The sequence below is a fragment of the Acinetobacter sp. UBA3461 genome (assembly GCF_002381195.1).
Lineage (GTDB): Bacteria > Pseudomonadota > Gammaproteobacteria > Pseudomonadales > Moraxellaceae > Acinetobacter > Acinetobacter schindleri.
Genome location: NZ_DFRO01000026.1, coordinates 46,018 through 58,421, shown reverse-complemented (window position 1 = coordinate 58,421; position 12,404 = coordinate 46,018). Strand labels below are relative to the sequence as shown.

Sequence of the window (12,404 nt, the reverse complement as noted above, 5' to 3'; positions counted from 1 at the left end):
CTGCTAAGGTAACTTGAATGATTTTTCTGTAGAAATGAGCTATGCAAATTCGTGATCAAATTGTGCTTGTGACTGGCGGTGCACGTGGACTTGGCCTGGCAATTAGCCAGCTTCTGATTGAAGAAGGTGCACGTATAGTGGTGAACTATCTTAGTAGTAAAACGCAGGCTAAAGCTTTACAGAAGCAGTATCCCGATCAGGTATTTACCTATCAGGCAGACGTTACTCAAGTAGATCAGGTCAAAGCCCTGTTTACCGCAAGCAAAGCACATTTTGGTGAAGGCATTCATTCGGTTGTGAACAATGCCCTGGTACAGTTTGAATTTAATGGTGATAATCGTCCCAAGGTAGAAGATTTGTCTTGGGAGATGATGTCGCATCAATTCAGTGGTGCTGTTCAGGCTTGCCTCAATACGACTCAGGCGGCGCTAGAAGATATGAAACAGGCACATTTTGGCCGGATTGTGAATATCGGTACCAATCTGGTTCAAAATCCGGTGGTGCCTTATCATGACTATACGACTGCTAAAGCCGCGCTACTGGCATTTACCCGTACTACTGCGCAGGATCTTGGTCAATATGGAATTAATGTAAATATGCTTTCAGGCGGCCTATTACAAACCACAGATGCCAGCAAAGCCACACCTGATTTTGTGTTTGATCTGATTGCTCAGTCAACGCCATTACGCCGTGTCATTACCCCTGAAGAATTCGCGTCGGCAATCTTGATGTTCCTGTCTCCTTATTCACGCGCTGTCACGGGGCAAAACCTGATTGTAGATGGAGGCTTAGTCAAAGGTTAATCAACCTTGATACATGATCATAGAATCGTTCAATACTGACTCCGATTGTACGATGCCTCACATTTTAACCAACTGTTCAAAAAAAACGGTTTTGAAACTCGAAATACCTTTTAAAATATCGAGACCTTTCAAAACCGTTTGACTTCTCCCTATGAAAGCCTTAGCAGTATTGAGCCTGACTCTGCTACTGACAGCTTGTATGTCACATGATGCCCAAAAAGCCGAACACATTTTAAAACTCTTCCACTGTAAGGGTATTGAACCTTCGCAAATGCAGCATAATAGTGTGACTCAATATTATGAGCATTCTCTGTATAGCTCAAAAAGCAAAGCAGAGGCTTATATAGAACAGTATAAAAATGGCGAGGAATCTTTTGAAATCCCGCTCTCTGAAATCGTGAATCAGCAATATGAACTATACAAATCGGCCTGTCAAAATCTGGGGGGCATTCCAGCCAAAGAATTATTCTGATCTTTAATGCAATATGAAATAAAATCTTAATGCTAAAAAAACAGGAGTATTCTCCTGTTTTTTCATTTTAACTCGCTTTGTAATATCGCTGATCTACACTAAATTCTTCAGGAAATTTGGCCTGGATGCCCGCATAGAAATCCATGATCTCAGCCATATCTTCCTCAAAATTTCCTGTGGGATGAATGATTTTTCCTACACCCGCCTTCTTATGTTCATAATCCATATAAGCCAGTGCAATCGGGACGCCAGCATTAACCGCAACATAATAAAAACCGGTTTTCCATTGCTCCTGACGGGCACGTGTTCCTTCAGGTGTAACCAACATGACCAGTTCTGGATGGTGCTTAAACAGGTCTGTCATCACCTGAACCATACTTAGACGCGGCTCACCTGCCTGCTTGGGACGGCGATCAATTCCAATTCCACCCATCGCACGCACAAAAGGACCCAATGGGAACTTCATGTAGCTGTCTTTAATGGTAAGACGTACATTGACACCTAATGCCTTCAGCGCTAGCCGTGCATATAATGCATCCCAATTACTGGTATGCGGTGCAGCAATCATGACACATTGGCTCAGGTTTTCAGGCCAGTGATTGTCTGTTTCCCAGCCCATCAATTTAAGTGCTTTTTCAGCTAAATTTTCAAACACAATTCAATCGCAAAATAAATAAAAAATTATGTGATAGTGTACCAATATTAGTGTTTAATTCTCTTTGTAATCGATTGTAAATACATTATTTGATGCACTTTTTATACAATCAACCTCCCAATATTGGGATATTCCTTAATCATTGGCTTCCCTAGACTCAGGTGGACAATTATAAACCACCCATGGGGTCAATGATGAAAAAAACTATACTCGCAGTAATGCTTTCCACCCTTGCATTAACCGCATGTAATGATGATGACGATGACCATCACTCACCAGGAAATGGTGGCAACCCACCTGGAACACAGCAAGGTATCTTGACTGATGGCCCAATTGAAAACGTCCGCTATGAAACATCAAGTGGTGTAAGAGGCTCTACCAATGCGGAAGGTAAATTTAATTATAATACAGGTGATACAATTAGATTCTTTATCGGAAACCTTCAGCTAGGTGAACAGGATGGAGTTCCAGCTCAAGCCCGGATTACTCCGACAGATCTTTATGAGAATGATCCAGACATACCTGGAAATGAAGATGAAGAATTAGAAGAAGCATTAACAATCTTCCTGCAATCGATTGATGCAGATTATATTACACCGCCAACAGGTGCTCCCGCAGATTACAATGCTCATGATAATGGTATTCAAATTACTCAAGATGTCATTAATCGAATTAACACAGCTTTCACCTCTGCAACTACATTCGAGACAGCACTAGAGGATTCTGATAACAGTATAACAACCCTTATTCAAGACCAATTACAGCTTAGCGACGTAACTCCAGTTACTCCTGATGAAGCTGCAGCTAATATTCAAGAAGCTTTCTATAAAGATATTGCTGGCACATGGCAATTAGGCTCTGCAGATAAATCGGACAAAGTCATTCTAGTGGTTTATACCGATGGTAGTTACAAACTGGGCGAAGCTGATAATGCAGATGATGATGGAGAACCAGGTTATGAACTTGGGAATCTTCAGTGGAACTGGAAAGGTGGTGTTATCACACCTGTGATTGATGAAAATGGTGACACCAATGGATCATGGGGGCTTTCAGATTCAGAAGGTGACGAAGGTTACACTCTAACTTTTGACGGTACAAACTTAGTTCTTACTGAAACTGGTTTGGATGAAGATGATACCTCTACCCTTACACGAGTAGAAAATTCAACCAATGGCCTCGTAGGTACGTGGGAGCTGGATGATACCCATGTACTGGTATTCTTGAACGACGGCTACTACTTCCTGATTGATACTACAGGAGGAGAGGATTGTGGCCCAGAGGGTATTGAATATGGTCAATACACTACTTCGAACAACACCCTCACAGTCACCGATAACTTGTTCGATACAAATGAAAGTTGTGGTCTATATGATGGTCAAAACTCTCCATTCGTTCTTGGAACCTATACAGTTAATGCAACTACCATGACATTAACTCCAACAGGTGAACCTGCTGTCACTTTCACTCGGGCTGATTTCCAGCGTGATCCAGAACCCGCTCCTGAGCCACAGCCAACAACGTAATATCTCTTGGTATAACTTTAAAAAGCCAGGTAATTAACCTGGCTTTTTATGCAATATGCTGAAACTGTAACGTACAGTTCATCAACTTATGTATCAGCTCAATCTGGCTATTCACTTCTAGCTTTTCATAAATCTTTTTCATATAAGTTCTAATGGTTTGAATACTGAGTTGCATCTGTTCAGCAATCTCTTCAGGTTTATAACCATTGATCAGGTATTCACATAATGCGATCTCCCGACATGTCAACTGATAATGCTGCCTTAAATAGCTTTGTGACAAGATATGGTATTGATTTCGGTCCGTCAAAAATATTGCAACTTGATATTGTCTCGATTCTTCAATAGATGTTATTGACTGTTTCGACCAAGGTACGATTGTCAGCATGATGCAATGACCTGTTGCATCCTCTACAGCCATTACTCCACCGATTTTACTTATTCCCCCACTTCCCTGCTGTAAAGACCCTCTGATAAGTTGTTCTAGTTGCAGATGATAGGCTCTATTAAGCTTCAGATAATTGTACTGATCTATTTCAATTTCCTGATTCTGCCTCAGCATTTTTTTTGCTTCAATATTGGCAAACTGTATCTCGAAATTCTCAAGTAATAATACAATCCCGACCTTTAGAGCGTTCATGGCCTGATAAGCATTGTACTTATCCTGAATAACTAAACTGAACTGACGATAAATCTGTAGCGCTCGCCTTAAATGAATACTGATACGCTCAAGAAAATCCAGTTGCTCTTTACCATAAGGGATGGCTTCAGGTGCCCGGTGAATTCCCAGTACCGCCCAACTAAAATCACCACGATCCAGCAATACACCTGCAAGATGTAAAATACCGGTAGGCTTTAAACATTTTTCATAAAACATATGCTCTTCCGAGCCTTTCATGGAGGGATAATGCTGACAATTAATCTGTAAAGCCTCTCCCACTGCAATCTCATTCCATAGCGGCAGGTGCAGCTTCATATCAATGACTTGAATACGTTCATCCCGATAAGCTGCTAGACCTTCATAAGGAATATTATAGGTATGGACAAAGTTGTAAGCTGGGTTGAGCTGATCCATCGCAGTAAAGATGGCTGTCTTGCTTTGTGTGTATTCCACTAACTCATGCATAACCTGAGTCCATAACTGAGGATCCAGTGCTGCATCATAGATATGCGCAATAATGTTATTTTCTTTATTCAAATCCATCATTGCCCTCATTATTATTTTTTTAAACCTGTGAAAGCACTATTTATTTGAGATGATAGTGATTTTATTTTTTATTATTTTAGCAATTCCTTTACCTCATCACACGTGCAGAGTGAATTTCACTTAATCAATACATCATTTACAAAGTTGTACTACCCTTATGATTTTTAAATTTTTATGTTGAATATTAGCAAATGCAAAACGGGCATAAAAATGAAAAAGTATCTCCTTATCGTCGCAATGACCACAATCACGCTAGGTTTAAGTGCCTGTTCTAAAACCCAAGAACCCTCTAGCAATGAAAATATGGATTCAGAAAATTCTGCTCAGATGAATACGCCAGCGACATCACGCAGCTTACCTGCAGGCGATACTGCAGAAACTTCTCTTGACTGGGCGGGCGAATACGAAGGAACTTTCCCATGTGCGGATTGTGAAGCCATTAAAGTTGAGCTGGAACTTCATCCTGACAAAACTTATGAGTTGAAAGAAGAGTATGTTTCCGATACCAAAAGCACAGAAACCAAAACCAAAGGAAGTTTTAGCTTTGACCCTAAAATGACTTCAATTATTACGCTGGATGAAAAAGGTGAAAATCGTAAATTCTTTGTCGGTGAAAATTTCTTAGAAGCTCGAGATATTCAAACTGGCGAGAAAATTAACAGTAATCTGAATTACAGATTAATCAAACATTAATATTTTTCAGCTAACCTGAATGAAAAAAATCCCCGCAAATGCGGGGATTTTTTAGATCAATGACCGGTTGATGAATTACATCATGCCGCCCATACCACCCATGCCGCCCATATCAGGCATAGCAGGTTTGTCTTCTGGGATATCAGTGATCATACATTCAGTTGTCAACATTAATGCAGCAACAGAAGCAGCATGCTCAAGCGCAGAACGTGTTACTTTTGCTGGATCAAGAATACCCATTTCAAGCATATCGCCGTATTCGCCAGTTGCAGCGTTGTAACCAAAGTTACCTTGGCCATTTTTCACTGCATTAATCACAACTGAAGGCTCATCACCAGCATTAGATACGATTTGACGAAGTGGCGCTTCAATTGCACGACGAAGAATGCTGATACCTACGTTCTGGTCATCATTTGCACCCTTCACACCGTCAAGTGCAGCTGCAGCACGTACCAGTGCAACACCACCACCCGCAACAACACCTTCTTCAACCGCTGCGCGAGTTGCGTGAAGTGCATCGTCTACACGGTCTTTCTTCTCTTTCATTTCAACTTCAGTTGCAGCACCGATTTTGATAACAGCAACACCGCCAGCCAATTTAGCTACGCGTTCTTGAAGTTTTTCTTTGTCGTATTCAGAAGTAGATTCTTCGATTTGCGCACGGATCTGTTGAACACGGTCAGAGATCTGAGCTGCATTACCAGCACCATCCACAATCACTGTGTTTTCTTTAGAAACTGTTACTTTGTGCGCAGTACCCAAGTGTTCAAGAGTCGTTTGGTCTAACTGCATACCGATTTCTTCAGAAATCACAGTACCGCCAGTCAGGATCGCGATGTCTTGCAGCATTGCTTTACGACGGTCACCGAAGCCAGGTGCTTTAACAGCACATACTTTAATGATACCGCGCATATTGTTGACAACCAGAGTTGCAAGCGCTTCGCCTTCAACATCTTCAGCAATGATCAGAAGTGGTTTGCCAGTTTTCGCAACTGCTTCCAATACAGTGATCAATTCACGGATGTTACTGATTTTCTTGTCAACCAATAGGATGTATGGGTTTTCAAGTTCAGCAGTTAGCGTGTCTTGTTTGTTTGCGAAGTATGGAGAGATATAACCACGGTCAAACTGCATACCCTCTACAACGTCAAGTGCATCTTCGAAGCCTGAACCCTCTTCAACAGTGATCACACCCTCTTTACCTACTTTTTCCATTGCTTGCGCAATCAGTTTACCAACAGTAGTGTCAGAGTTAGCAGAGATCGAACCTACTTGCTCAATTGCTTTAGAATCAGAAGCAGGCTGAGCAGTCGCCTTGATTTCAGCAACTAAAGTTTTCACTGCGATATCGATACCACGTTTCAGATCCATTGGGTTCATACCCGCAGTTACTGACTTGATACCTTCATTTAAGATTGCTTGAGCAAGAACAGTCGCAGTTGTGGTACCGTCACCAGCGATGTCATTGGTTTTTGAAGATACTTCGCGAACAAGTTGAGCACCCATGTTCTCGAACTTGTCTTTTAAAGTAATTTCTTTCGCCACAGTTACACCATCTTTAGTGATATGTGGGGCACCGAAAGAACGGTCGATGACAACGTTACGGCCTTTAGGACCAAGTGTTACTTTTACTGCATCTGCAAGGATGTTCACACCAGCGATCATTTTCGCACGAGCTGAATCACCAAATTTTACGTCTTTAGCTGACATATTTGACTCCGAGTATTATTAGTAGCTTTACAAAATCTGATATGGAATATGTAAGACTGTTTTAGCGAAGATTAACCTTCAAGAACCGCTAAAATGTCAGATTCTTTCATGATAAGTAGTTCTTCCCCGTCTACTTTTACAGTTGTACCTGCATAAGTGCCGAACAATACTTTGTCGCCAACTTTAACGTCTAACGCGCGTACGCCATTGTCAGTGATTTGACCATTACCAACTGCAATAATTTCCCCTTGCGCTGGTTTTTCTGCTGCAGAACCTGGAAGTAAAATACCGCCAGCTGTTTTAGTTTCTTCTTCAACACGACGAATAACAACGCGGTCATGTAATGGACGAATGTTGCTCATTTTTAACTCCATCAGACTAAGTCTTTTTGATTACTGATGACGACTTAGTTATTCCCTGGTCGTCATCAAAACTTTTAGATGTCACTTTTATGGAGATGGAATAAATCGCTTCAAGGGTAAAACTGAAAAAAAATTCATTTTTTTTTATTTTTTTATCATGTGCATATACTTTTGCTGCTTTTTTCTTCAAGGCCAGTCTGAAATTAGAGTATAGCCTTTAGTTGTCAAACTTTTTCATCTTTCTATAAGCTTCCTTAAGAACGTGGTGAAGCAAAATAGTGCTTATATTTGAACAGTCAGCAGATACAGCGCTACTCCTCCTTCCTATCTGATAAATAATTTAAAATAAACGATGCAAACACCTTGAATTCATCTTCTATACAAAAATCTTTTTTGGCATGAACCTGGTATATAGATAGTTTTTTCCAGATAATGAATACTATTTATAAAGTGCTTCAGCCTTGTACAGGATGATCATTTCTATGCCCACATTCGTTGAAGATACTTACCTGGAGAATACTGTTATTGGCTTCATAGAGCTAAGCCATAAAAGATCAAGGTTGACTTTTTAATACCTACTAATCGTAAGTTACTAACCAATTAAAAACTAATCTTAAAGTGGTTTTTCTTAGGCGCTTTAAGAAAGCAGAAAATATAAATTTTATTTTTAAAATCAAAAATTTAAAACCACAAGAAGCTATATAGTAAAGTTCAATTATGATCTTAAATAGGAATGACCCCAACATTCTATAACTACAGCCTTTTATGTGATAGAAATTAGATATATATCGTTTATAATGGTTCGGAAAATCATCAGCATTGATTATTTTTCTGGCAAACTGTCTAAATGCTAAACAGATGTCATTCAGTACTATGCAAAATTCAAATTACCCTCATTTATTTAATCAATGATAAGAGTCATTCCTAGAAAAATAATAAGTAAATGTTTTTTATAATTATATTTATTAAAAATATTAACCATAACTAAAATAAATACAAGATTACCTTGCAATGTTATTTTATATACTACTGTTTTTTAAATACTTATTTAAAATATTGCATTATGTGACAATTTAACTCTAACCCTGCTTTGGTCTTATTTTTTTTGTCATTTTATGCTTTAATACAGCCACTTTTTTTTCATATTTCATCTGGGCGATGTTTTCATCACCCAGACTATACTTTGTACATAGTTTTGTACACTTTTGAGATAGGCCTCACCATGACCCAAGTGAACGCACCAGAATTCGTTCGTCACCCTAAGCTTATTGCTTGGGTGGAAGAGATTGCTAAATTAACAAAACCAGCAAAAATTGAATGGTGTGACGGTAGCGCAGAAGAGTATCAACGTTATATCGACTTGATGATCGCTAACGGCACAATGCAAGCGCTTAACCAGGAAACTCATCCAGGTTCTTACCTTGCAAATTCTGATCCTTCTGACGTTGCTCGTGTTGAAGGTCGTACTTATATCTGTTCAGAAAACAAAGAAGACGCTGGCGCGACAAACAACTGGGAAGCTCCAGCTGAAATGCGTGCCCGCCTAAATGGCTTATTTGACGGTTCAATGAAAGGTCGTACTTTGTACGTTGTTCCTTTCTCTATGGGTCCTTTAGGTTCTCATATTGCACACATCGGTATCGAACTGACTGACTCTCCTTATGTTGCTGTTAGCATGTCTAAAATGGCGCGTATGGGTAAAGCGGTTTATGACGTTTTAGGTACTGACGGCGAATTCGTTCCATGTGTACACACTGTTGGTGCACCATTGGAAGAAGGTCAAAAAGACGTTGCTTGGCCATGTAACCCAGACAAATGGATCGTACATTATCCAGAAACGCGTGAAATCTGGTCTTACGGTTCCGGTTACGGCGGTAACGCATTGCTAGGTAAAAAATGTCTAGCTTTACGTATTGCATCTTACATGGGTCGTCAACAAGGTTGGTTAGCTGAACACATGCTGATCCTTGGCGTGACGAATCCACAAGGCGAAAAACATTACATCGCAGCTGCATTCCCTTCTGCGTGTGGTAAAACAAACTTCGCGATGCTGATTCCACCAGCGGGCTACGAAGGCTGGAAGATTGAAACTGTAGGTGACGATATTGCCTGGATCAAACCAGGTGAAGACGGTCGTCTATATGCAATTAACCCTGAAGCTGGTTTCTTCGGTGTAGCGCCTGGTACAAATACCAAAACTAACCCGAACTGTATGGCGACACTTCATAAAGACGTGATCTATACGAACGTTGCTGTGACTGACAACGGCGAAGTATGGTGGGAAGGTCTGACTAAAGAAGCGCCTGCAAACCTGACTAACTGGAAAGGTCAACCACACACTGGCGAAGAAAAAGCAGCTCACCCGAATGCTCGCTTCACCGTTGCTGCGGGTCAATGCCCTTCTATCGACGCTGACTGGGAAAATCCAGCAGGCGTTCCAATTTCTGCGTTCATCTTCGGTGGTCGCCGTGCAGACACAGTGCCGCTAATTTCAGAAGCTATTGATTGGGTTGATGGCGTGTATAAAGCTGCAACCATGGGTTCTGAAACCACTGCTGCTGCTGTTGGTCAACAAGGTGTTGTTCGTCGTGACCCATTCGCGATGCTGCCATTTGCTGGCTACAACATGGCTGACTACTTCACTCACTGGTTAGAAATGGGTGAGAAAGTGGGCGAGAAAGCTGCTGCTGCAGGCAACAAGCTTCCAGGTATCTACAACGTGAACTGGTTCCGTCGTGATGCTGAAGGCAACTTCGTATGGCCTGGTTTCGGTCAAAACATGCGTGTTCTTGAATGGATCATTGACCGCTGTGAAGGTCGTGCAACTGCTGTTGAAACTCCAATTGGCCGTGTTCCAACTTACGAACAGTTGAACTGGAACGGTACTGATTTCTCTAAAGAACAGTTTGACCTGGTAACTTCTCAAGACAAAGATCAATGGATCAAAGAACTTGAAAGCCACACTGAATTATTCAACAAATTAGGTGATCGTTTACCTGAAGCGTTGAAAAAACGTCAAGCTGAGCTTTTAGAAGCAGTTAAATCTGCTTAAGTGCTGATTTAATTTAAGAAGGTCGCGTAAGCGGCCTTTTTTTATTGCTGGTTATTCATTAAATTTAAGTACTTTCATTTTTCCAATTTTTGCAGTTATTAGATTTCTCTAATACCTCTTAAATTATTCAACAACATTTAATCAATAAAAATTATCTTAAAAAATCAAAAATTTAATATAAAAATAAATAACTTAATGCTTTGAATTATCAAAACTATCTCTCTTGTTTCATTAAAACTCAAGTTCTATAAAAATTAAAAACTATATAAGCATAAGACCCTGTAATTATTTAACTTTACTTTTATAAAACATGTGTCAACTCTATTCTCGGTGGTTCCGCAGGAAACCTAGTCGAATGATACGACTTATATGTTTATACAGCCTTTACTTTATATTTTGCTTCGAAATTTTCCCCTAAAGGCGATGACACCGTAAAGCTGCTGCTATTTTGCCCTAGTTTTTTTAATACGCCGATTGGCGCATGGATTATGGGAATTTATGCATATTGCTGACTTATATCTTCATGAAGGACACTAAAAATACAGCATGATTACTGATGACTAATTAATGGTTGAGCTGTTTAAGCTTTCTGAGTGGAAACATTCAGAAAGCTTTTTTATTGGATTTTTAAGTTTACTGCCATTTTGTCTTTTCAATGCTATGGCATACTTGCTGTATAAAAAATGGGAAATCATCATGATGAAAAAAACAGTTTTTCTACTAGGTTTGGGTTTCGGCACTTTGGTGCTTACTGCCTGCCAAAGCACACCTCAACCTTATAACGGTCAATCTGGTTACGAAGTCATTGAGCAAGGTGCAAATACTGCAACATTGCGCTATACACTTTCTGGTCGTACCAGTCAGGATGAAGGAAAATTGCAGGCTGCTTGCAGACAGGCACTTGGTACTTCTAAAAACTGGAATGTAAGCGTACTCAGCAGTAATGAGATTAGTAATACTGCATTACCAGATGAACAGTATGGTCGCCAGCTCGGCAATAGCCGTACTCAAATCAGCTTAAGCAACACGCCTGACCTGTACAATACTGAAAATCCAGGCGCGCGTGATGCCCTGAATGCCCGCCCAAGCACATTACGCGTGATTCAATTCACCTGCTCATAATCTCTAAGATATGAAAAAAGGGCTTAATGCCCTTTTTTTATTTTTCGCTTCAAAGTGTCTTATAGAAACTGACGTTTCTGAATTCTGGAGATTCATCCAAATCCGGCCAGGTGGTAGCACTACGCTCATCCAGTTTTTCATATTTGGGATGGCTAAAGTTTTTTACCCGACTATCTGCAACCCACACCTCAGGCGCAAATTTTAAAAACTCATCCAGGAAGAAACGGTTGCATTGGTCATAAAGTACGTCGGCGGCTAACAGGATATCCACCTGTTCTGCTTTATACAGATCATCCAAGTATTCAAGCTCAACACTATTCAACTCAGCATTGGCACGACACGCCTCTAAACTCACTTGATCAATGTCACAGCAAATGACGCGTTTTGCACCTGCCATTTTTGCTGCAATTGCAACGACACCTGAACCTGCACCAAAATCCAGCACTACTTTATCTTTCACATGATGTGGTTCTGCCAGCAGCCACTGCGCCATCGCAAGACCAGATGCCCAGCAAAAGATCCAGTACGGCGTATCATTCCAGATACGACGGATGACTTCATCATCCAGCTTATCAGTTGGAAATACTGGCGGAATTAGCCACAGTGAAATAGGTGTATCCGGCAATTGCTGTGCATGCAGTTCACAATGTGGAATCACATCATGCAAGGCTTGTAGAAGATGCTCAGGAGCTTTAGGAAATTGGAAAGTACAGCTCATGGTTTTTATTCATTCTAATTTAAAAATCCCCTCTCCTTTTAGGAGAGGGTCAGGTAGAGGTTTAATACCCCTCATCCTAGCCTTCTCCCA

The 12,404-nt window shown here is 40.6% G+C and carries 11 protein-coding genes and 1 pseudogene; 7 read left to right on the top strand and 5 right to left on the bottom strand.

Features of this window, described 5'->3' with window-relative positions; translation table 11 throughout:
- Positions 1-41 precede the first annotated feature (41 nt).
- Positions 42-803, top strand: coding sequence for a 3-oxoacyl-ACP reductase (locus B3D47_RS06340; protein ID WP_278362077.1), 762 nt, complete (start codon positions 42-44; stop codon positions 801-803).
- Positions 804-954: 151 nt separating this feature from the next.
- The gene (locus B3D47_RS06335) at positions 955-1,275 is read left to right on the top strand and encodes a hypothetical protein (protein ID WP_005221294.1); all 321 of its coding nucleotides are present in this window, start codon (positions 955-957) and stop codon (positions 1,273-1,275) included.
- Between the two features lie 67 nt (positions 1,276-1,342).
- Here B3D47_RS06335 and B3D47_RS06330 read toward each other — a convergent pair whose 3' ends face one another.
- Positions 1,343-1,930 (bottom strand): 1-acyl-sn-glycerol-3-phosphate acyltransferase, encoded by a 588-nt coding sequence (locus B3D47_RS06330; protein ID WP_286860681.1) that lies wholly within the window; start codon positions 1,928-1,930, stop codon positions 1,343-1,345.
- A gap of 191 nt (positions 1,931-2,121) precedes the next feature.
- On the opposite strand from B3D47_RS06330, the gene B3D47_RS06325 reads away from it, so the two are divergent.
- Entirely contained in the window at positions 2,122-3,453 is a 1,332-nt protein-coding gene (locus B3D47_RS06325) for a hypothetical protein (RefSeq protein ID WP_286860678.1), read from the top strand.
- Positions 3,454-3,499: 46 nt separating this feature from the next.
- Here the strand turns inward: B3D47_RS06325 and B3D47_RS06320 are convergent, their stop codons facing one another.
- On the bottom strand, positions 3,500-4,654 hold the full coding sequence (locus B3D47_RS06320) for a helix-turn-helix transcriptional regulator (protein WP_312440957.1): 1,155 nt from the start codon (positions 4,652-4,654) through the stop codon (positions 3,500-3,502).
- 213 nt (positions 4,655-4,867) lie between these two features.
- Between B3D47_RS06320 and B3D47_RS06315 the strand changes: the two genes are divergently transcribed.
- Entirely contained in the window at positions 4,868-5,350 is a 483-nt protein-coding gene (locus tag B3D47_RS06315) for a copper resistance protein NlpE (RefSeq protein ID WP_163168468.1), read from the top strand.
- 75 nt (positions 5,351-5,425) lie between these two features.
- Here the strand turns inward: B3D47_RS06315 and groL are convergent, their stop codons facing one another.
- Positions 5,426-7,060 (bottom strand): chaperonin GroEL, encoded by a 1,635-nt coding sequence (gene groL, locus B3D47_RS06310; RefSeq protein WP_004810785.1) that lies wholly within the window; start codon positions 7,058-7,060, stop codon positions 5,426-5,428.
- A 71-nt stretch (positions 7,061-7,131) separates the two neighbouring features.
- Positions 7,132-7,422, bottom strand: coding sequence for a co-chaperone GroES (locus B3D47_RS06305; RefSeq protein ID WP_004810787.1), 291 nt, complete (start codon positions 7,420-7,422; stop codon positions 7,132-7,134).
- 1,222 nt (positions 7,423-8,644) lie between these two features.
- On the opposite strand from B3D47_RS06305, the gene B3D47_RS06300 reads away from it, so the two are divergent.
- The 3 genes and pseudogenes from B3D47_RS06300 to B3D47_RS06290 all read left to right on the top strand — a co-directional run bounded on the left by B3D47_RS06300 (position 8,645) and on the right by B3D47_RS06290 (position 11,596).
- Positions 8,645-10,474 (top strand): phosphoenolpyruvate carboxykinase (GTP), encoded by a 1,830-nt coding sequence (locus B3D47_RS06300; protein WP_004810788.1) that lies wholly within the window; start codon positions 8,645-8,647, stop codon positions 10,472-10,474.
- A 323-nt stretch (positions 10,475-10,797) separates the two neighbouring features.
- Positions 10,798-10,977 (top strand): annotated as a pseudogene (locus B3D47_RS06295) (alpha-ketoglutarate permease); the annotation flags it as partial.
- A 196-nt stretch (positions 10,978-11,173) separates the two neighbouring features.
- Positions 11,174-11,596, top strand: a complete 423-nt coding sequence (locus B3D47_RS06290) for a hypothetical protein (protein WP_034424215.1) — start codon at positions 11,174-11,176, stop codon at positions 11,594-11,596.
- 49 nt (positions 11,597-11,645) lie between these two features.
- Here the strand turns inward: B3D47_RS06290 and B3D47_RS06285 are convergent, their stop codons facing one another.
- Positions 11,646-12,314, bottom strand: a complete 669-nt coding sequence (locus B3D47_RS06285; RefSeq protein WP_004810792.1) for a class I SAM-dependent methyltransferase — start codon at positions 12,312-12,314, stop codon at positions 11,646-11,648.
- Positions 12,315-12,404 lie beyond the last annotated feature (90 nt).